Annotated in this window: 22 protein-coding genes; 16 read left to right on the top strand and 6 right to left on the bottom strand. The window is 64.4% G+C overall.

The window, feature by feature from the left end; all coding sequences use genetic code 11:
* The first annotated feature begins 1 nt into the window (after nucleotide 1).
* The 14 genes from hisG (at nucleotide 2) to tatC (ending at nucleotide 9629) form a co-directional block, all read left to right on the top strand.
* A complete protein-coding gene (gene hisG / locus N511_RS0115985; RefSeq protein ID WP_004634593.1) occupies nucleotides 2–691 on the top strand; it encodes an ATP phosphoribosyltransferase in 690 nt (229 codons plus the stop codon).
* A complete protein-coding gene (gene hisD / locus N511_RS0115980) occupies nucleotides 688–2016 on the top strand; it encodes a histidinol dehydrogenase (protein ID WP_027680231.1) in 1329 nt (442 codons plus the stop codon). The genes hisG and hisD overlap by 4 nt, the downstream gene beginning before the upstream one ends.
* Before the next feature lie 16 nt (nucleotides 2017–2032).
* Nucleotides 2033–3157, top strand: a complete 1125-nt coding sequence (gene hisC / locus N511_RS0115975) for a histidinol-phosphate transaminase (protein WP_027680230.1) — start codon at nucleotides 2033–2035, stop codon at nucleotides 3155–3157.
* The gene (gene hisB / locus N511_RS0115970) at nucleotides 3154–3744 is read left to right on the top strand and encodes an imidazoleglycerol-phosphate dehydratase HisB (RefSeq protein ID WP_004634601.1); all 591 of its coding nucleotides are present in this window, start codon (nucleotides 3154–3156) and stop codon (nucleotides 3742–3744) included. Before hisC ends, hisB begins: the two co-directional genes overlap by 4 nt.
* Before the next feature lie 55 nt (nucleotides 3745–3799).
* Nucleotides 3800–4423, top strand: a complete 624-nt coding sequence (locus N511_RS0115965; RefSeq protein WP_027680229.1) for a MarC family protein — start codon at nucleotides 3800–3802, stop codon at nucleotides 4421–4423.
* An 8-nt stretch (nucleotides 4424–4431) separates the two neighbouring features.
* Nucleotides 4432–5085: an imidazole glycerol phosphate synthase subunit HisH gene (hisH, locus tag N511_RS0115960; RefSeq protein ID WP_027680228.1), complete on the top strand. Its 654-nt coding sequence runs from the start codon at nucleotides 4432–4434 to the stop codon at nucleotides 5083–5085.
* Between the two features lie 75 nt (nucleotides 5086–5160).
* Nucleotides 5161–5904, top strand: a complete 744-nt coding sequence (hisA, locus tag N511_RS0115955; RefSeq protein ID WP_004634607.1) for a 1-(5-phosphoribosyl)-5-[(5-phosphoribosylamino)methylideneamino]imidazole-4-carboxamide isomerase — start codon at nucleotides 5161–5163, stop codon at nucleotides 5902–5904.
* Between the two features lie 47 nt (nucleotides 5905–5951).
* Entirely contained in the window at nucleotides 5952–6728 is a 777-nt protein-coding gene (hisF, locus tag N511_RS0115950; RefSeq protein ID WP_037027077.1) for an imidazole glycerol phosphate synthase subunit HisF, read from the top strand.
* On the top strand, nucleotides 6725–7147 hold the full coding sequence (hisI, locus tag N511_RS0115945; RefSeq protein ID WP_027680226.1) for a phosphoribosyl-AMP cyclohydrolase: 423 nt from the start codon (nucleotides 6725–6727) through the stop codon (nucleotides 7145–7147). The genes hisF and hisI overlap by 4 nt, the downstream gene beginning before the upstream one ends.
* Nucleotides 7140–7514 carry a phosphoribosyl-ATP diphosphatase gene (locus N511_RS0115940; protein ID WP_027680225.1) on the top strand — a complete coding sequence of 125 codons (375 nt, stop codon included), beginning with the start codon at nucleotides 7140–7142 and terminating at the stop codon, nucleotides 7512–7514. The genes hisI and N511_RS0115940 overlap by 8 nt, the downstream gene beginning before the upstream one ends.
* Nucleotides 7515–7545: 31 nt before the next feature.
* Nucleotides 7546–7920: a DUF4870 family protein gene (locus N511_RS0115935; protein ID WP_027680224.1), complete on the top strand. Its 375-nt coding sequence runs from the start codon at nucleotides 7546–7548 to the stop codon at nucleotides 7918–7920.
* A 62-nt stretch (nucleotides 7921–7982) separates the two neighbouring features.
* Entirely contained in the window at nucleotides 7983–8231 is a 249-nt protein-coding gene (gene tatA / locus N511_RS0115930; protein ID WP_027680223.1) for a Sec-independent protein translocase subunit TatA, read from the top strand.
* 20 nt (nucleotides 8232–8251) lie between these two features.
* Nucleotides 8252–8764, top strand: coding sequence for a Sec-independent protein translocase protein TatB (gene tatB, locus N511_RS0115925; protein ID WP_009241948.1), 513 nt, complete (start codon nucleotides 8252–8254; stop codon nucleotides 8762–8764).
* Nucleotides 8765–8825: 61 nt separating this feature from the next.
* Nucleotides 8826–9629 (top strand): twin-arginine translocase subunit TatC, encoded by an 804-nt coding sequence (tatC, locus tag N511_RS0115920; RefSeq protein WP_009241949.1) that lies wholly within the window; start codon nucleotides 8826–8828, stop codon nucleotides 9627–9629.
* A gap of 84 nt (nucleotides 9630–9713) precedes the next feature.
* Here the strand turns inward: tatC and N511_RS0115915 are convergent, their stop codons facing one another.
* The 5 genes from N511_RS0115915 to N511_RS0115895 all read right to left on the bottom strand — a co-directional run bounded on the left by N511_RS0115915 (nucleotide 9714) and on the right by N511_RS0115895 (nucleotide 16147).
* Complete coding sequence (locus tag N511_RS0115915; RefSeq protein ID WP_027680222.1) at nucleotides 9714–10799, bottom strand: ABC transporter ATP-binding protein; 1086 nt, start codon at nucleotides 10797–10799, stop codon at nucleotides 9714–9716.
* Nucleotides 10792–12603: an ABC transporter permease gene (locus N511_RS0115910; RefSeq protein ID WP_027680221.1), complete on the bottom strand. Its 1812-nt coding sequence runs from the start codon at nucleotides 12601–12603 to the stop codon at nucleotides 10792–10794. Before N511_RS0115910 ends, N511_RS0115915 begins: the two co-directional genes overlap by 8 nt.
* A gap of 87 nt (nucleotides 12604–12690) precedes the next feature.
* Nucleotides 12691–13797: an ABC transporter substrate-binding protein gene (locus N511_RS0115905; protein ID WP_027680220.1), complete on the bottom strand. Its 1107-nt coding sequence runs from the start codon at nucleotides 13795–13797 to the stop codon at nucleotides 12691–12693.
* A gap of 122 nt (nucleotides 13798–13919) precedes the next feature.
* Entirely contained in the window at nucleotides 13920–15449 is a 1530-nt protein-coding gene (locus N511_RS0115900; RefSeq protein WP_027680219.1) for a sensor histidine kinase, read from the bottom strand.
* Complete coding sequence (locus N511_RS0115895; RefSeq protein ID WP_027680218.1) at nucleotides 15446–16147, bottom strand: response regulator; 702 nt, start codon at nucleotides 16145–16147, stop codon at nucleotides 15446–15448. The genes N511_RS0115900 and N511_RS0115895 overlap by 4 nt, the downstream gene beginning before the upstream one ends.
* 107 nt (nucleotides 16148–16254) lie before the next feature.
* On the opposite strand from N511_RS0115895, the gene N511_RS0115890 reads away from it, so the two are divergent.
* Complete coding sequence (locus tag N511_RS0115890) at nucleotides 16255–17397, top strand: extracellular solute-binding protein (protein ID WP_027680217.1); 1143 nt, start codon at nucleotides 16255–16257, stop codon at nucleotides 17395–17397.
* 332 nt (nucleotides 17398–17729) lie between these two features.
* Nucleotides 17730–18836 carry a porin gene (locus tag N511_RS0115885; RefSeq protein WP_027680216.1) on the top strand — a complete coding sequence of 369 codons (1107 nt, stop codon included), beginning with the start codon at nucleotides 17730–17732 and terminating at the stop codon, nucleotides 18834–18836.
* 420 nt (nucleotides 18837–19256) lie between these two features.
* On the opposite strand, the gene N511_RS0115880 is transcribed toward N511_RS0115885, so the two are convergent.
* Nucleotides 19257–20471, bottom strand: coding sequence for a Do family serine endopeptidase (locus N511_RS0115880; RefSeq protein ID WP_027680215.1), 1215 nt, complete (start codon nucleotides 20469–20471; stop codon nucleotides 19257–19259).
* Nucleotides 20472–20484: the final 13 nt, after the last annotated feature.

Here is a 20484-nt window from a genome sequence, read left to right as displayed (position 1 = left end):
CATGAACGCATTCCAGTCCGCCTCCAACCAGCTCACGCTGGCGTTGTCCAAAGGGCGCATCTTTGAAGAGACGCTGCCGCTGCTGAAGGCCGCCGGCATCGAGGTGACCGAAGATCCGGAAACCTCGCGCAAGCTGATCCTGCCGACCTCCGACCCTGCGCTGCGCGTGATCATCGTGCGCGCTTCCGACGTGCCCACCTACGTGCAATACGGCGCGGCGGACTTCGGCGTGGCCGGCCGCGACGTGCTGATGGAGCACGGCATGGCGGGCCTGTATGCGCCCATCGACCTGAACATCGCCCGCTGCCGCATGTCGGTGGCGGTGCCCAAGGGCTTCGATTACGCCAACGCGGTGCGCCAGGGCGCGCGCCTGTCGGTCGCGACGAAGTATCTGAATACCGCGCGCGAGCACTTCGCCAAGAAGGGCGTGCACGTCGACCTGATCAAGCTGTACGGCTCGATGGAGCTGGGCCCGCTGGTGGGCCTGGCTGACGCCATCGTCGACCTCGTCAGCACGGGCGGCACGCTGCGCGCGAACAACCTCGTCGAGGTGGAGGAGATCGTGCAGATCTCGTCCCGACTCGTTGTCAACCAGGCCGCGCTGAAACTCAAGCGTGACCGGCTGGCGCCCATCCTCGACGCTTTCGAGCGCGCCTCCGCCCAGGACGAGCGTGCTGGGGAACCCGCATGAGCCTGACCATTCGTAAGCTGGATTCGGCCGACGCCGGATTCGCGGCGCAACTGCGCCAGGTGCTCGCGTTCGAAGCGAGCGAAGACGAAGCCATCGACCGCGCCGCTGCGCAGATCCTGGCCGACGTGAAGGCGCGCGGCGATGCTGCCGTGCTGGAAGCCACGCACCGCTTCGACCGCATCGAAGCCGACAGCGTAGCCGCGCTGGAACTGTCGCCGACCGTGCTGCAGGCTGCGCTGGACGGCCTGGAGCCCAAGCGCCGCGCGGCGCTGGAAGCCGCCGCCGCCCGCGTGCGTGCGTATCACGAGAAGCAGAAGATCGAGTGCGGCACGCACAGCTGGGAATACGCCGAGGCCGATGGCACGGTGCTTGGCCAGAAGGTGACGCCGCTCGACCGCGTAGGCATTTACGTGCCGGGCGGCAAGGCGGCATACCCGTCGTCGGTGCTGATGAACGCGATCCCGGCACGCGTGGCGGGCGTCAAGGAAATCATCATGGTTGTGCCCACGCCCGGTGGCGTGCGCAATGACCTCGTGCTGGCTGCGGCGTGCATCGCCGGGGTGGACCGCGTGTTCACCATCGGCGGCGCGCAGGCTGTGGGTGCGCTGGCTTACGGCACGGAGACCGTCCCCGCCGTCGACAAGATCGTCGGCCCCGGCAACGCCTATGTGGCGGCGGCCAAGCGCCGCGTGTTCGGCACGGTTGGGATCGACATGATTGCCGGTCCATCGGAAATCCTCGTCATCTGCGATGGCACGACCGATCCGGACTGGGTGGCGATGGACCTGTTCTCGCAGGCCGAGCACGACGAGCTGGCTCAGTCGATTCTGCTGTGCCCGAACGCTGAGTTCATCGCGCAGGTGGAAGCCAGCATCAACCGTCAGCTCGAAGACATGCCGCGCCGGAGCGTGATTGCCGAGTCGCTGTCGGGCCGCGGTGCGCTCATCAAGGTGCGCGACATGGAAGAGGCGTGCGACATCGCCAACGACATCGCGCCGGAGCATCTGGAGATTTCGGCAGAGAACCCGCGCCAGTGGGCCGAGCGTATCCGCCACGCCGGCGCGATCTTCCTCGGCAAGTACACCAGCGAATCGCTGGGCGACTACTGCGCAGGCCCGAACCACGTGCTGCCCACGTCGCGCACGGCGCGCTTCTCGTCGCCGTTGGGCGTGTACGACTTCATCAAGCGCTCGAGCCTGATCGAGGTGAGCGAAGCCGGCGCGCAGATGCTGGGCGAGATTGCTGCCGAGCTGGCCTACGGCGAAGGCCTGCAGGCGCATGCCCGCAGCGCCGAATATCGCCTGCAACGCCCTACGTCCGAATAACCTCCGCCGCACGACGATGACCGCCACCGCTTCGGCCCAAGCCTCTCTGGATGACCTGCTCGCGCGCATCGTGCGCGACGACGTTCGCGCCATGGGCGCGTACCACGTGCCCGACGCGACCGGCAGGGTCAAGCTGGACGCGATGGAAAACCCATATCTGCTGCCGGCGATGCTGCGCGACGCGTTGGGCAAGCGCCTGGCTGAAGTCGCGCTCAACCGCTACCCGGTACCGACCGCCGACGCACTGAAGGCGCAGCTCAAGCAGGTGATGCACGTGCCGGCCGGCGCCGAGGTGCTGCTGGGCAACGGCTCGGACGAGATCATCAGCCTGATCGCCATTGCCGCGGCCAAGCCGGGCGCGACCGTGCTGGCGCCAGTGCCGGGCTTCGTGATGTACGCGATGTCGGCGCAGCTGCTGGGCCTGAACTTTGTCGGCGTACCGCTCAAGGCGGACCTGACGCTCGACCGTGAAGCGATGCTGGCGGCCATGGCCGAACACCAGCCCGCCGTCATCTACCTGGCGTATCCGAACAACCCGACGGGCAACCTGTTCGACGCGGCCGACATGGACGCGATCATCCGCGCCGCACGCGGCCCGGTGTGCCAGAGCCTGGTGGTGGTCGACGAGGCCTACCAGCCGTTCGCGCAACACAGCTGGATGCCGCGCCTGCGCGATTTCGATCACCTTCTGGTGATGCGCACCGTCTCCAAGCTGGGCTTGGCCGGCATCCGCCTCGGCTACGTGGCCGGCCACCCAAAGTGGATCGCCGAACTGGACAAGGTGCGCCCGCCGTATAACGTGAATGTGCTGACCGAGGCGACCGCCCAGTTCATGCTCGAACACGTGGACGTGCTCGATGCCCAGGCAGCCACCCTGCGCGCCGAGCGCACCAAGCTCATCGATGTGCTGTCGGCGCAGCCGGGCGTGACGGTGTTCCCCAGCGCGGCGAATTTCATCCTGCTGCGCGTGCCGAATGCCGCCGCCTTGTTCGAGCGCCTGCTCAATCGGCGGATTCTGATTAAAAACGTCAGTAAAATGCACCCGTTGTTGACCAATTGTCTGCGCGTGACGGTCAGCAATCCCGAAGAAAACGCGCAATTTATCGATGCCTTTGTCGCATCGATGCAGGAAGCCCCATGAGCCGCCGTGCCGAGGTCACTCGCAACACCTCTGAAACGCAGATCCGCGTCGCCCTTGATTTGGACGGCACGGGCAAGCAGACGCTGAACACCGGCGTCCCCTTCCTCGACCACATGCTCGACCAGATCGCCCGTCACGGCATGGTCGACCTGGACGTCTCGGCCACCGGCGACACCCATATCGACGATCACCACACCGTGGAAGACGTCGGCATCACGCTGGGCCAGGCCGTCGCCAAGGCCATCGGCGACAAAAAGGGCATCGTGCGCTACGGCCACAGCTACGTGCCGCTGGACGAAGCCCTGTCGCGCGTGGTCATCGATTTCTCCGGCCGTCCGGGCCTGGAGTTCCACGTGCCGTTCACGCGCGCGCGCGTCGGCAATTTTGACGTGGACCTGTCCATCGAGTTCTTCCGCGGGTTCGTCAACCATGCCGGCGTGACGCTGCATATCGACAACCTGCGCGGCGTCAACGCGCACCACCAGATCGAGACTGTCTTCAAGGCCTTCGGCCGCGCGCTGCGCATGGCGGTCGAGATCGATCCGCGCGCAGCCGGCACGATTCCGTCGACCAAGGGCGCCCTGTAAATCACTGCGTCGGCCTGGCCGCGCCTACCCGACTCCAAAACCGGCCGCCGATCCGATGGATCTGACCAAAAGCTTTTTCTCGCTGCTCGCGCTGATCAACCCGATCGGCGCGATCCCGTTCTTCATCAGTCTGACCGAGAGCCAGACGGATGAGGAGAAGCGCCGCACCATCAAGGTCGCGTCGATTTCGGTGGCGATCGTGATCGGCCTGTCGGCGTTGCTGGGCGAGCAGATCATCGGCTTTTTCGGGTTTTCGGTAGGTTCGCTGCAGGTTGGCGGCGGGATCATCATGATCATGATCGCGCTGAACATGCTGAATGCGCAGACCAGCCGCACCAAGGCGACGCCCGAAGAAGAGGACGAGGCCGGTGCCAAGGCCAGCATTGCGGTTGTGCCGCTGGCGATTCCGCTGCTCACGGGCCCCGGCTCGATCAGCACGGTCATCGTCTACGCCGGCAAAACCAAGCACTGGTGGGACCTGTTTCTCCTGGCGGGCGTCGGTGTGGCGATTGCAGCTGTGGTCTGGATCGTGTTGCGCGCGGCCGAGCCGATCGCCCGTGTGATCGGCCGCACCGGCATCAACGTCGGGACGCGGTTGATGGGCCTGATCCTGGCGGCGCTGGCCGTGGAATTCATCGTTGATGGGCTGAAAACCCTGTTGCCCGTACTTCGGGCCTAAGTTAAGTCATGACTAAGATCGCAATCGTCGATTACGGCATGGGCAATCTGCGCTCGGTGGCGCAAGCCCTGATGGCCGTTGCTCCCCAGGCCGATGTGCGCATCAGTGCGCAAGCGGATGAAATCCGCGCCGCTGATCGCGTGGTGCTGCCAGGGCAAGGCGCCATGCCCGACTGCATGGCGGCCTTCGACCAATCCGGCCTGCGCGACGCGGTGCTGGAGGCATCGCGGAGCAAGCCGATGCTCGGCGTATGCGTAGGCGAGCAGATGTTGCTGGAGCGCAGCACCGAGGCGCGCCCCGGCCAGCAATACACCGAAGGTCTGGGTCTCATCAAAGGCGATGTGGTCCGCTTTGATCTGGATGGCCAGTTGCAGCCGGACGGCTCACGGTACAAAGTGCCTCAGATGGGCTGGAACCGCGTGCACCAGAGTCGTGCCCACGCCCTCTGGGAAGGGGTGCCAGACCAGAGCTACTTCTATTTCGTGCATAGCTACTACGCGCGGCCCGCCAATGCCGACGAATCGGTCGGAGAGACCGAATACGGCGTGCGGTTTACCTGCGCCATCGCCCGGGATAATATTTTTGCAACACAGTTTCACCCGGAAAAAAGTGCGCAAGCCGGCCTGCAGATCTACCGGAACTTCGTGCACTGGAATCCGTGACGCCCGCCGTGGCGTCGCAATCGAATCCATTTTTCGCCCTTTTAAATTTTCCCCCTCAACTCTGTCGTCACGCTTATGTTGCTCATCCCGGCCATCGACCTGAAGGACGGTCAGTGTGTGCGCCTCAAACAAGGCGATATGGATCAAGCCACCGTGTTCTCGGAAGACCCGGCCGCCATGGCGCGGCACTGGGTCGAACAAGGCGCGCGCCGGTTGCATCTGGTCGATCTGAACGGCGCTTTCGCCGGCAAGCCTCGTAACGAGGCGGCCGTCAAGGCCATCCTCGCCGAGGTGGGTGACGAGATCCCCGTGCAACTCGGCGGCGGCATCCGCGACTTGGGCACCATCGAGCGCTGGCTCGACGACGGCCTGTCGTACGTGATCATCGGTACGGCGGCGGTCAAGGACCCGGGTTTTCTGCGGGACGCCTGCACGGCATTCGGCGGCCATATCATCGTTGGGCTCGATGCCAAGGACGGCAAGGTGGCGACCGACGGCTGGAGCAAGCTGTCTGGCCATGAAGTCGTGGACCTCGCCAAGAAGTACGAAGACTACGGCGTCGAAGGCATCATTTACACCGACATCGGCCGCGACGGCATGCTGCAGGGCATCAACATCGATGCCACCGTCAAGTTGGCGCAGTCGGTGAAGATTCCGGTCATTGCCAGCGGCGGCCTGTCGAACCTGAAGGACATCGACCATCTGTGCGCGGTCGAAGAGCATGGCGTGGAAGGCGTGATCTGCGGCCGCGCCATTTATTCGGGCGACCTGAACTTCAAGGAAGCGCAAGCCCTTGCGGACAAACTCGGCGCGGCCTGATCGTTGATCCAGCCGTGCACAACGGGCGCTCCGGCGCCCGCCTCATCATGCTAGCCAAACGAATCATCCCCTGCCTGGACGTGACCAACGGCCGGGTGGTCAAGGGCGTCAACTTCGTCGAATTGCGCGACGCCGGCGACCCCGTCGAAATCGCACGCCGCTACGACGAGCAGGGCGCCGACGAAATCACCTTCCTCGACATCACGGCCACGTCCGACGGGCGCGACCTGATGCTGGGCATCATCGAGGCGGTGGCTTCGCAGGTGTTCATTCCGCTGACGGTGGGCGGCGGTGTGCGCGCGCTGGAAGACGTGCGCCGGCTGCTCAACGCCGGTGCGGACAAGATCAGCATGAACTCGTCGGCGGTGGCGAATCCGCAACTCGTTTCGGACGCCAGCGCCCGCCATGGCGCGCAATGCATCGTCGTGGCCATCGACGCCAAGAAGGTGTCGGCCGAAGGCGAGGCCCCGCGCTGGGAAGTCTTCACGCACGGCGGCCGGAAAGGCACGGGCCTGGATGCCGTGGCGTGGGCGCGTGAAATGGCACAGCGCGGCGCCGGCGAAATCCTGCTGACCAGCATGGACCGGGACGGCACCAAGGCCGGCTTCGATCTGGAGTTGACCTGCGCCGTGTCGGACGCCGTGCCGGTTCCGGTCATCGCCTCGGGCGGCGTGGGCAACCTGCAGCATCTAGCTGACGGCATCCAGCAAGGCCACGCCGATGCAGTGCTCGCGGCGAGCATCTTCCATTACGGCGAATACACCGTCGGCCAGGCCAAGCAATTCATGGCAGAGCAGGGCATTCCAGTACGGATCGGACTATGAGCAAGAAGTGGCTGAACAAGGTCCACTGGGACGACAACGGCCTGGTGCCGGTGATCGTGCAGGAGCAGGGCAGCAACGACGTCCTGATGTTCGCCTTCATGAACCGCGAGGCGCTTCAGAAGACAGTGGAAACGGGCGAGGCCGTGTTCTGGTCGCGCTCGCGCAAGCGTCTGTGGCATAAGGGCGAGGAGTCCGGCCACATCCAGAAGGTGCACGAAATCCGCCTCGACTGCGATGAAGACGTGGTCCTGCTGCGTGTCACACAAGTCGGCGGTATCGCCTGCCATACTGGCCGCCACGCCTGCTTCTTCCAGAAGTTCGAAGGCAATGTGGAAGACGGCGACTGGCACACCGTCGAGCCCGTGCTCAAGAATCCCGACGACATCTACGCCGGCAAGCCCGGCCACAATCATGAGTGACACCCTGCGCCGCCTGGGCGAGGTGCTCGAATCCCGCAAGCTCGCCAATGGCGGCGACCCGGAGAAGAGCTACATCGCCCGCCTCTTCAACAAAGGCGACGATGCGATCCTCAAGAAGATCGGTGAAGAAGCCACCGAGACCGTCATGGCCGCCAAGGACGCCCGCGCTGCCGGCATGACCGACGAGGCACGCAGCAAGGTCGTCTACGAAGTGGCCGATCTGTGGTTCCACACGATGGTGCTGCTGTCGCATTTCGGTCTTACCCCGGACGATGTTGTAAGCGAACTGGCGCGCCGCGAAGGGCTTTCCGGTCTGGAAGAAAAAGCGCTGCGCAAGTCGCAGGCGCGCGACGCAGCGGGTGACTGAACACGGTGGCGAATCGTCGCAGGGAGGTGGCGTGGACAAATACGGAGCAGCAGTGGTGGTGACGGACGACGCGGAGCGCCTGGCCGGTTTGCGTCGCCTGACGCATATTCTGTATGCCCTCTACGCCATTTTTTGGCTGACCGGCGGTATCACTGCATTGATTGCCATCATCGTCGGGTATGTTAAGCGCGACGATGTGCGCGGCACCCTGTATGAGTCGCACTTTCGGTGGCAGATCCGTTCGTTCTGGTGGTGCGTACTGTGGGGTGTGGTCGGTGTGCTGCTCATTCCCGTCGCCTTCATCGGCTTTGCCGTGCTGTGGGCTCTGGGCATCTGGATGCTGTATCGTATTGTGAAGGGTTGGCTGTATCTGAATGACAGCAAGCCGATGTACGCAAATCCGTAAACTCAACCAATGGCGCCGCCATCGTTGCGGCGCCGCCAGCCGTATTTACGTGGGAGTAGGACATGGGTTCCTTTAGCATTTGGCACTGGCTGATCGTGCTGGTGATCATCATGATGGTGTTCGGCACGAAGAAGCTGCGCAACATCGGTTCGGATCTGGGCAGCGCCGTGAAGGGCTTCAAGGACGGCATGAAGGAAGGGGCGGAAGACAAGCCCGCAGCACCGCAGCAGACGGCCAGCCAGCCGCCGCGCGAGCTGCACGATTCGACGACGATCGACGTCGAAGCGCGCGACAAGTCCAAGCAAGGCTGAGCATCGACGCGCGCTGACCGATGATCGATCTCGGCATTTCCAAGCTGGCGCTGATTGGCATGGTGGCGCTCGTCGTCATCGGGCCCGAGCGTCTGCCCAAGGTGGCGCGGACCGCTGGCGCCCTGCTTGGCCGCGCACAGCGCTACATCGCCGACGTGAAGGCCGAAGTCAGCCGCGAAATCGAGCTTGAGGAGTTGCGCAAGATGCGCACCGACTTCGAGCAGGCCGCGCGCAATGTCGAGCAGACCATCCACCAGGAGGTCAGCAAGCACACGACCGAGATCAACGAGCGCCTGAACGAGGCGCTGGGTGACCCGGCCCAGACGTCGACCTCCGCGCCCGACTGGCGCCCCGCGCCGGGCAAGTCGCGCAACGGCCGTAACAGCTGGCGCAACAAGCAGCTCTCGATGCCCAAGTGGTACCGCCAGAAGCAGGGCGTGCGCATGTGGGCGCAATCGGGTGCGGCACGCGTCAAGCGCCACCGTCCGCCCATCGTTGCCGCACAGTCGCGTGCGCGCTCCTTCTTCGAATGATCTTCCGGGCGCGAGCCGTGTTTGCGGTGCCGCGTCCTGACTTCCCCCTTTCCCACCCGACATGAGTGCCGCTCCGCTCGATCCGCAAGAGTCGCCCGAGGACGGCGCGCAGGAAACCTTCATTTCGCACCTGGTCGAATTGCGTGAGCGCATCGTCAAGGCCGGTGCCGGCGTGCTGCTGATCTTTCTGGGCCTGGTCTACTGGGCGCCGGATATTTTCAATCTGTTCTCGCGGCCGCTGATCCAGGCGTTGCCCAAGAACGGCCACATGATCGTGACGGACGTCACAGGTTCGTTCTTCGTGCCGATGAAGGTGACGCTGCTGGCTGCCTTCCTGATCGCACTGCCGTGGGTCCTGTACCAGATCTGGCGGTTCGTGGCGCCGGGGCTCTACACGCATGAGAAGCGGATGATCATGCCGCTGGTGGTGAGCACCTACGTGTTGTTCCTGTGCGGTGTGGCGTTTGCGTATTTCCTGGTGTTCCCGACGGTGTTCAAGGTCATGGCGCACTACAACGCGCCGCTGGGTGCCGAGATGTCCACCGACATCGACAAGTACCTGAGCTTCGCCATGACCACGTTCCTCGCCTTCGGCATCACCTTCGAGGTACCGGTAGTCGTGATGGTGCTGGTGCGCTTTGGCATCGTGAGCCTGGAGAAGCTGCGACAGGCGCGGCCGTACGTCGTGGTGGGCGCCTTCGTGATCGCCGCGGTGGTGACGCCGCCCGACGTGATGTCGCAGCTGTTGCTGGCGGTGCCGCTGTGGCTGCTGTATGAGCTGGGGTTGATCTTGGCGGCCATCTTTATCCGTAACACCACGGCACCGGAGAACAATCCGGAGCACTTGCCCGTGGTGAAGGACTGACGGATCGATCCCGCATCAGCCAAAGAAAAAGGCAGCCGAGGCTGCCTTTTTTTGTTGCCGACGAATCTGCTGTTGCTGCGTTTTTCAGGCGGCGTACAGCCAGAACTGTTCGCGCGGGAAGGTCAGCGCGTACTTGCCGTCGCTCGGGGCGCTGGCGGAGTAGGCGCGCAGGCCTGTGCCCGTTGCGCCGCTGTCGTCGGTGGCGCGGAACAGGCATTCCCAGCGGTCGCCCAGGTACATGCGCGTCGCGAGCGGCAGGTGGATGGTGTTGTCGGCGTTGTCGACGCCCACGCGCACCTGCTCCAGGCGGATCACGCCGTGCGCCGACGCGCCCGGCTTCAGATCGCCGCGCGCCACGCCCCACAGCGACCAACCTCCGGTCTCGTCCACCAGCCGGGCCATGCCGTCGCGCACTTCGGCGATCTTGCCGTTGATGCGGTTGTTGCTGCCCATGAACTCGGCGGTAAACAGCGTCTGCGGCGCACCATACATCTCTTCGGGCGTGCCTTGCTGCTCGATCACGCCGTTGTTCAGCAGCAGGATGCGATCGGACATGGCCATCGCCTCGCTCTGGTCGTGGGTGACCATCAGCGCGGACAGGCCCAGGCGCACGATCAGTTCGCGCAGGAAGGCACGCGCTTCTTCGCGCAGCTTGGCGTCGAGGTTGGAGAGCGGCTCGTCGAGCAGGATCACAGGCGGGTTATAGACCAGGGCGCGCGCGATGGCCACACGCTGCTGCTGTCCGCCGGACAGCTGACTCGGGAAGCGCTCGCCGAGATGGCCGAGGCCCAGTTGCTGCAGCACAGCCTGCACGCGTTCCTTGATCTGCGCGGCGGGCGTCTTGCGCAACTTGAGCGGGTAGGCGACGTTTTCGGCCACAGTCTTGTGCGGCCACAGCGCGTAGGACTGGAAGACCAGGCCCAGGTTGCGCCCTTCGGCCGGCACGTCGAGCTTCTTGGCGCCGTCGAACATGACCCGATCGCCGATCTTTACGCTGCCCTGGCTGGCCTGTTCGAGGCCGGCGACAGCGCGCAGCAGCGTGGTCTTGCCCGAACCGGACGGGCCCAGCAGCGAGACGACCTCGCCCTTCTGCAGCTGCATCGAGACACCCTTGAGAACCGGGTTGTTGCCGTATTGCAGGTGCAGGTCGTTGACAGTGAGTTCAATCATGGAGCTTCACTCCGAAACGCAGTGCGATGCCGAGGCCAACGGCCACCAGCACGATATTGACGAAGGACAGCGCGGCGACGATATCGATGGCGCCGCCCGCCCACAGGGAAACCAGCATCGAGCCGATCGTCTCGGTGCCCGGCGACAGCAGGTACACACCGGTCGAGTACTCGCGCTCGAAAATCAGGAAGATCAGCAGCCATGCGCCGAGCAAGCCGTAGCGCGTGAGGGGTACCGTCACGTCGCGCGTGGTGCGGGCGCGTGTGGCGCCCACCGAGCGTGCGGCTTCTTCCAGTTCCGGACCCACTTGCAGCAGCGCGGCCGAGATCAAGCGAAGGCCATAGGCCAGCCACACCACGGTGTAGGCGATCCACACGCTGAAGATCGTGCTGCGCAGGTCGCGCAGGCTCGGCACGATGTTTTCGATGATCCAGTTGGCGAAGGGCAGGCCGCTGTCGGTCAGTCCGGTCTCGATCCAGTTCGGCACGAACAGGAACACCCACAGGAACGCCAGGCCGGCCAGCAGACCCGGAATGGCACGGGGCACCAGCACGCTGTAATCGAGGAAGCGCGTCCAGCCATCCGGCTTGCGGTGCATGGCCAGGCCGATGCAGGTGTAGCAGCCCACCGCCAGCGCGCCGCCGATCACGCCGATCAGCACCGTGTTGACCATCGCCCGCAGAAACTGCGGCTGCGCGAAGATCTGCTGGAATGCCGTGGTCGAGAAGGCCTCCACCAGCGAGACGCCTTCACCCCAGTTCGACACGAAGGCGCGCAGGGCGATACCCGAGAGCGGCACCACCACCGTCACGAAGAACCACAGCACCACCACCGCCCACGCCGGCCAGCGCCAGCTGCCCAGGGGAAGCGGGCGGCTGCGCGTGACCTTGCCCTTGACGGTAACGAAGCGGTTGGCCGACTTCAGCATGTAGCGTTGCAGCAGCACCAGCGGGAACGTCACCATCACGAGGCAGACCGCCACGGCGGCCATCAGGTGGTACGCCGGCGTGCCGAGCTTGTTGGTCAGCTTGTACAGATACGTCGCCAGCACAAGGTGACCTTCCGGATCGCCCAGCACGAGCACCAGGCCGAACACCTCGAAGCCCAGGAATGTCACCAGCACGGCGGCGTACAGCAGGGCGGGGCGCACCATCGGCAGGCTCACGTTCAGCGCCACCGACAGCGGCGATGCCCCCGCGATACGCGCGGCTTCTTCCACGTCCGAACCGAGACTGCGCAGCGCCGACGAGACGTACAGATACACGTGAGGCACGTGCGTCAGGCCGGCAATGATGATGATGCTCGTGAACGAATACACGTTCCACGGCGCGCCGCCAAACAGGCTCTTGAACCACACCGTGTAGAAGCCCACGGGGCCGGCGGACACCACGTAGCCGAACGCCAGCACCATCGGCGAGACGAACACCGGAATCATGAGCAGCGGTTCGAGAATGCGGCGGCCGGGCAGGTCCGAACGCACCATCAGGAATGCCAGGATGCCGCCCAGCGGCACCGAGATCACCGCCAGGCCGAACGCCAGCGCGGCGGATTTCTCGAAGGCGTGCCAGAAATCCGAATCGGTAAAGATGAAGCGATACGCATCCAGCCCCGCCAGCGCGTCGGGCATGAAGAACGGCGCGGACAGAAAGCTCTGGTAGAAGATCAGCGCCAGCGGCGTGAAAATCGCCAGCGCGGTAAGCAGAATGACCACGCCGCGCGGCAAAGCCTGTCCCACACGCGTCCAGGGCGAGCGCTTGGGAGAGACTTGGCGAGCGGCGGCACGGTCTTGCGCTAGAGAACGCATGGTGCCTCCAGGAGGAACCGGCGCCAGGTACGGATGGCGCCGGCAGGTCGGTCAGATGAGTGGAGTGCCGATGATCAGCGGATCAGGTCAACGGCCGGCGGCGGTGCGCCATTGCTTGATGAAATCCAGACGCTTCTTCGGTTCCAGGAACGCCAGGATCGATTCGTCCACCGGAATCGGCTTGATCGTGTTGCCCAGAACCTTCTTCAGGCCGGCGGCGGTGGCTTCGCCCGTCACGTCTTCGCGCAGCGAGTGCAGATCCGACTTGTTGGCGAGGATTTCCTGGCCGCGCTTGGACAGGATGTAGTCCAGCCAGAGCTTGGCCGCGTTCGGGTTCTTGGCCTTCTTGGCGATCATCGCCACGCGCGACACCACGAGCGTGTAGTCCTTCGGATAGACGATGCCGATCGACGGATCTTTCTTGGCGCGTGCAATCGCGTACGAACCGAGGATGTTGTACGCCACCAGGTTTTCGCCCGAGGCCACGCGCTCCATCATCGTGCCGGTGGAGGACTGCAGCACAAGGTTCGGGCCCACGGCCTTGACGAAGTCGAAGTACTGCGGCGAGTCGACGTTGTCCTGCGCGGCCATCATGAAGCCGACGGCGGACTTCTCGATGTCGTACGTCGTGACCTTGTTCTTGAAGCGTTCGGGCTGGCTGGCCACCAGCTTGGCGAAGTCGGCGTGCGTCTGCGGGACTTCGCTGTCCTTGATCAGGCGCTTGTTGTACAGGAACACGGCCGGCTCGTACGTGGTGCCGTAAGCCAGGCCCTTGTAGACGGCCCACTTCGGCAGGTTCTGCACTTCCGGCGAGTCGTACTTCATCGCGTAGCTCTGCGCCAGCTTGAGCTGCGAGTCCATCGACGAGTTCCACATCATGTCAGCCGACGCGCCGCCTGCAGCCTGCTCACTGATGAAGCGGTTGTACAGCTCGCTGCTGTTCATGTCGTTGTACTCGACCTTCACGCCGGGGTAGAGCGACTCGAAATCCTTGATCAGCGGATCGGCGGCCTTGGTGTCGGTCGTCGCGTACACGACCACCTTGCCTTCCTTCTTGGCGGCGGCGATGGTGTCGGCGTAGTTGGCGGGATAGCCGGCCGGGACTTGCGCGACGGCGGCGGTGCTGAGGGTCAGTGCGGCAGCGGCAATTGAAGCGAGAGCGGCGTGCGCGGGCGTAAAGCGGCCACGAAGCATGGGTTTGTCTCCTGTTTGCTTGTGATGGTGTGGGGCCGGCTACTTATGGCGTGGTGCGTGTAGCTCGGGCGGATGGCCCCAGGTGCGGCGGATTATAGAAATCGCGCGCTTTCGTCACGCTTTCATTGCGGCTGCTGCGTCGCAGCATGTTCGGCAGACGCAGCGGCGCCTGCCAGCGGTACGCGAATCCGCGCAGACAAACCGACGCCGCCGTGCTCGTTCGGCTCCCCGTCGGCCAATTCGATTTGCCCGCCGCTACGCGCTGCATAGGCACGTGCGATGGCCAGACCGAGGCCGGAGCCCTCAGCGGCATAGCGGGCATCTTTGGGCGCGTCTTTGGGTTTACCCGAGCGACTTACGCCCTCGTGTGCGCGGCGGAAACGCTGGAACGCATGCGCGCGCTCTTCGGCGCTCATGCCGGGCCCGGTGTCGTCCACGCAGACCAGTGCGGTATCGCCGTCAGCCGTGACGCGCACGGTGACGCGGCCGCCGGCTGGCGTGTAGCGGATGGCGTTGTGCACGAGGTTCGAGAGCGCCTCGCGCAGGAACGCCGGATAGCCGATGACGGGCAGCGTCATGACGAGGCCGCCGTCGTCCCAGCCGAGATCCTGCTGTTTTTCGCGCGCCAACGGCAGCGCATCGACCACCACGTCGCGAGCCAATTCACCCAGGTCGAAGGTTTCAGCCGGCGCGTCCTGTCCCGCATGCCGTGCGCGGGCGAGGGCGAGCAATTGCGTGGTCAGCCGGTTTGTCGACTGCAGGCGCGCGATGATGGCGGACAGGCTTTCGCGCACGCGCGCCGGGTCGGTCTCGCGCAGCGCGTATTCGGCTTGCGTAAGCAGCACAGCCAGCGGCGTGCGCAGCTGGTGCGACGCATCGGCAAGGAACTGGCTTTGCGCCTCCGCAAGTTCGGCGTAGCGATGAATGTGGTGGTTGATCGCCTCCACCAGCGGGCGGACTTCGGCAGGCACATCGGTGGCGTCCAGCGGCCGGAGATCATCCGATGCGCGCACGCCGATGCTGCGTGCCAGACGATTGAGAGGCCGCAGCGCGACGGTCACGCCGAGCCACAGCAGCGCCGCGCTGACCGCCACCAGCGCCGCATCGCGCAGCAGCGTGCCGCGCCACACCGCCTGCTGCAGCGCGCGCCGCGTCTCGATGGTTTCCGCCACCTGAATGACGATGCGCGCCGGCAGCCCCGGCTGATACAGCGGCTTGGCCACGGCGGCCACGCGTACGGGCTCGTCGTGGTACGTCGCATCGTAGAAGAGCGGGGTGTCGTTTTCCAGCCGCCGGGCGGGCAACGGCAGATCGTCGTAACCGGTCAGCGCGGCTTCGGGCGCCTTGCCCGGCAAGGGCTCGAAAGCGACGCGGTAATAGACGTTGCTCTGCGCGGTCGATTCGAACATGGACAACGCCACGTACGGCACGTTGACCTGCACTTGCCCACGCTCGATCGTCACGCCGTTTTCGATGGCGCGCACCGAGCCGAGCAGCGCGCGGTCATACGCGCGATCCGTTGCGCCGCGCAGCGCCTGGTACGCCGAAACGATGTCGATGGCCAGCACCCCCACCAGCCCCGGCAGCAACAACCAGAGCAGCGTGAGTTTGAGGCTGCGCGGCAGCCGAAGCCGGGCGAGCCGCTGCATCATGCGCTGCTGTCGCCCGCGGCTGGCGTTTCACCGTCGCCGGCTTCGAGCATGTAGCCCAGTCCCCGCACAGTGACGATCTGTACGCCCATGCCAGCCAGCTTCTTGCGCAGGCGGTGCACGACCACCTCCACTGCGTCTGGACTCGAATCGCTGTCCAGGTTGAAGACCTTGTCGAACAAATGCACCTTGCTGATCGGCTGGCCGGTCTTGTGCAGCAGTGCCGACAGCGCGGCGTGCTCACGCGGCGTGAGCGCCAGCGGCTCGCCCGACAGCAGGAATGCCTTGCGCCCGGTGTCGAACTCCAGCGGCCCGCAACGCAGACGCGGGAACGCCCGGCCGCGGCTGCGGCGGATGAGCGCCATCAACCGCGCTTCCAGCTCAGACAGCGCGAACGGCTTGGTGAGGAAATCGTCCGCGCCGGCATTGAGCCCGCGCACGCGTTCATCCAGCGCGCCCTGCGCCGTTAGGATCAGCACCGGCGTGCGGTCGTCACGCGCGCGCATGTCGGCCAGCACGGCAAAGCCATCCTTGCGCGGCAAGCGCAGGTCCAGCACCACCGCATCAAATTCTCCGGAGCCGAGGAAGGCTTCCGCGATGACGCCATCGGCAGCACGCTCGATCACGAAGCCGCTCTGCGCCAGCGCACGCGCCAGCCAGGCCGCCAATTCGTCCTCATCCTCCACCAGCAAAATCCGCATCGGGTGTCTCTCAATATCGTTCTGACTACTTTTTCATGATAATGCGTGGCGCCCGCATCTCGATCTCCCTGTCTACGGGATGCGGCTCCCGTAGCGCTTCAACCGGCATGTCGTTCATCCTAAATTCCCGTCGCCGCTGGCTTTGTCAGACCGCCGCATTGCTGGCTGCAAGCGGCGTGGTTGCGCGAGGGGCGCATGCCCAGTGGCTGGCGAGATCGACGCCGGAGCTGCCGTCGTACTATCCGCGCGACTACGGCGCGATGGTCGACGCCGCGCGCCGCGAAGGCCGTGTCACGGTGTATTCGACGACGGATTTCTCGGCAGCGTACCCGCTGATCCGCGCCTTTGAAACGCGCTACCCTGGCATCACCGTCGATTACCGCGAGCAGAACAGCGACGACCTCTACCGCCGCTTCCTCGCGGAATTTGCCGCCAGGTCACCCGGCGCCGACGTGGTCTGGAGTTCGGCCATGCCCGAGCAGTTCAAGCTTGTGAACGACGGGCACGCACTCCCGTATGCCTCGCCCGAGCGGCCTTACCTGCCGTCGTGGGCCATCTGGAAGAACGAGGCGTACGGCACGAGCTACGAGCCGGTCGTCTTCGTCTACAACGCGCGCCAGTTGCCGGCGGAGTTGATTCCTTCCACTCACGCCGACTTCGCCCGCATTCTGAATGGCCATCGGGACTTGCTGCGCGGGCGCGTCGCCTCGTACGACATCGAGCACTCCGGCTCAGCCTTCCTTTTCGCCGCCGAAGATGCGCGCACAACGCCGGTGTTCTGGGATGTTGCCAAGGCATTGGGTGGGGTCAACGTCAACCTGTACATCACCACGGCCGCGATGCTGGAGCGCGTCGCCTCGGGCGAAAGCCTGCTCGCCTACGACGTGATCGGTTCCTATGCCGCGCGCTACGCCGATCGCAATCCGGCGCTGGCCATCAAGATGCCCACCGACTACACGCTGGTCGCGACGCGGGTCGCCTTTATTGCACGGCGCGCCGCTCGCCCGAATGCCGCACGCCTCTGGCTCGACTTCATGCTCTCGCGCGACGGCCAGAGCGTGATGGCGGACCGCGCGTTCCTGTTTTCGCTGCGCCAGGACGTTGAGACAGGGCTCACTGCGAAGCGCCTGCTCGCCGAGCTTGGCAACACGCATCGGCCCATCCCGGTCGGCCCGGGTTTACTCGCCCATCAAGATCAGCTCCGCCGTGCCGATTTCCTGAAGAGATGGCGCGCCGCCCTTGGTCGATAAAAGAGAATTAAAAGTCACTTATCGTCATAACGTGGCGCGAAGGCGACAAATCGGAGCGGCCGTCGATTGCCAAATTTGGTGCGCGGGAAAGGAGGCGCAATCGCCCGCCAGCCCCTGTGCCACCGCGCAAAAAGCGGGTTGCGCCCCCCTTCCCGAGGGGTTCGGCGCGTGTTGCCCATGAGCAACAACTTGGCCGCAAATCGCGGCCCAGAGCCAGAAAGGGTTTCCGGAATCCGTCAACGCTGGCACATAATGCGGTCAGACGTGAGGTATCTGCGTCGTCCATAAGGACAGTCAAGATTTCCCAATCAGTTGACAAGGAAAGTGTCGATATGAAGATGAAACTGTTTGCAGCTGCTGTCGCAGCTCTGGCCGCCGGTGGCGCCTATGCACAATCCTCCGTGACCCTGTACGGCGTGGTCGACGCTGGTCTGACCTACGCAAACAAGGTGCCGGGCGCAACCGCTGGTTCGAGCGGCTCGCGTTTTGGCCTGGATTCGGGCGGCCTGTCGGGCTCGCGTTGGGGCCTGCGTGGCGTTGAAGACCTGGGCGGTGGCCTGAAGGGTATCTTCAACCTGGAAAGCGGCTTCAACCTGGACACCGGCACGTCGGGTCAAGGTGGTCGTCTGTTCGGCCGTAACGCTTACGTCGGTCTGCAAGGCCAGTGGGGTCAACTGACCCTGGGTCGTCAGCAAAACCTGCTGTACGACTTCTCGCTGATCTATGACCCGATGGCAATCGCCACGCGTTACTCGCTGGCCTCGCAAGACCAGTTCTTCGCTGGCCGTGCTGACAACTCCGTCAAGTACATCGGTACGTTCGGTGGCCTGAGCGTCTCGGCTCTGTACTCGTTCAACTACAACGGCAACGAAGTCGCTGGCAGCAACAAGACCGGCCGTGAGTGGAGCCTGGGTGCTAACTACGCTGGCGGCCCGCTGGGTATCGGCGCAGTGTACGACCAAACCAACTCGACGACCGTTGGTAGCGACAACAAGGAACAACGCGCCACGATCGCTGGCACGTACGCCTTCGGTCCGGCCAAGCTGTACGCTGGCTACCGTTGGTACAAGGCTAACTACGCAACTGTTGCTGGCAACGGCAACCTGCGTTCGAACCTGTACTGGGCTGGCCTGGGTTACCAAGCTACTCCGGCTCTGTCGCTGACGGGTACGGCTTACTACCAACAGTTCAAGAACAGCGGTACGGGCAACCCGTGGCTGTTCGTGGTCGGCACCGACTACGCTCTGTCGAAGCGCACCGACGCGTACTTCAACCTGGCCTATGCTAAGAACAGCGGTGGCTCGGGTCTGGGCGTGATCGGCCTGAACGACGCTAGCTACGCTGGCACGACGCTGACGAACGGCAGCCAAGTGTTCTCGGGCCCGAACAACAGCAACAACCAGTTCGGCGCTACGGTTGGCCTGCGTCACAAGTTCTAATTTGACGCGCTCGTAAGGGCGCATCGAATTAAACGGTTAAACGCCGATCCCGAAAGGGGTCGGCGTTTTTCTTTGGGTGGACGATTTGCAGCGCACATGCATGGCTGAAACTGTGCCGGGAGTCGGCTTGGCTGGCATGCGAGCTTCAGCGGGTGAGATCGGCGTACAGGCGAAGCAGGGGCAAGGGGCGCTTGCTGCCTTACGACGGGCATACGTTCAGGGCGGGCAGCGAAGGTGCGGGGCGAGGGTAGCTCGACGTACGTAGCGCAGCTTTTGGTACGTTGGATCGATTGTTCGTTGAGCAGGGAATGAAGCCAAAGTGGCCCTTTCCTCGCCAACGAGTCGGCTTGACGCTCAGCGTGCGGGCATAAAAAACGGCGGCACATGTGGCCGCCGTTTGCTTATTCCGACACCTGCGTTTTACTGCTGTTCTTCGTCGTCCTGCGAGGGCATCGGCACGTTGCGACGCGTAGGCGCGGGCCGTTTGCCAACAACGATGGTCAATTCCACTGCCTTGCCCTTGCGCGACACGGTGACCTTGGCTTCCGCGCCGGGTTTCAGCTGCGCGATGCTGTTGAGTAGCGCCGTCGTATCCAGGATCGGCTCACCGTTCACGCTGGTGAGAATGTCCCCGGGGCGCAGGCCTGCCTTGTCCGCTGGGCCGCCTTGGACCACGGCGGCAATCAGCGCGCCATCCTTGCGTGACAAGCCAAACGACTCGGCGATTTCCGGCGTCACATCCTGCGGCTCGACGCCGATCCAGCCGCGGACCACGCTACCCGTCGAGATAATCGACTCCATCACCTGCTTGGCAAGCGAGACCGGAATCGCGAAGCCGATGCCCAACGAGCCACCCGAGCGCGAGTAGATCGCCGTGTTGATCCCGAGGAGGTTGCCGTCAGCGTCGACGAGCGCACCGCCCGAGTTGCCGGGGTTGATCGCGGCGTCGGTCTGGATGAAGTTTTCGAAGGTGTTGATGCCCAAATGGCTGCGGCCCAGCGCAGAGACAATGCCCATCGTCACCGTCTGGCCCACGCCGAACGGGTTGCCAATCGCCAGCACCACGTCGCCGACGCGCACATTCTCCAGCCGGCCCAGCGTAATGGCGGGCAGATTCGGCAGGTTGATCTTGAGGACGGCCAAGTCGGTTTCCGGATCGGAGCCGACCACCTTGGCGTTGGCCTTGCGGCCGTCGGTCAGGGCGACCTCGATTTCGTCAGCGCCGTCGACCACGTGGTGGTTCGTTAAAATGTAGCCTTCCGAGCTGACGATCACACCTGAGCCGAGGCTGGCCGTGGGTTCCTGGCGTTGCTCAGGGGCGCGGTCGCCGAAGAAGAAGCGGAACCACGGATCTGCGCTGGCTTGAGGATTGCTGCCGCGCTTCGGCGCGTTCTTGCTGCTGAAGATGTTGACCACCGCCGGCATCGCGACCTTGGCGGCTTCCGCGTAGGAGTTGCTGGAGGTGCCGCCGTGGCCGATCGGCGCGACTTCCTTGAGCGCGACGATGGGCGAGCCGGATTGCACTGCGACCTTGCCACGCTGCAGCCAATCAGGCTTGAGCGTGGCGATCACAAACCAGACGGCCAGGACGACCGTGACGGCTTGCGCAAAAAACAGCCAAAAGCGGCGCAACATAGAGCGAAATTGA

The sequence above is a fragment of the Ralstonia sp. UNC404CL21Col genome (assembly GCF_000620465.1).
Classification (GTDB): domain Bacteria; phylum Pseudomonadota; class Gammaproteobacteria; order Burkholderiales; family Burkholderiaceae; genus Ralstonia; species Ralstonia flatus.
This window is presented reverse-complemented; position numbering and strand designations above follow the sequence as displayed.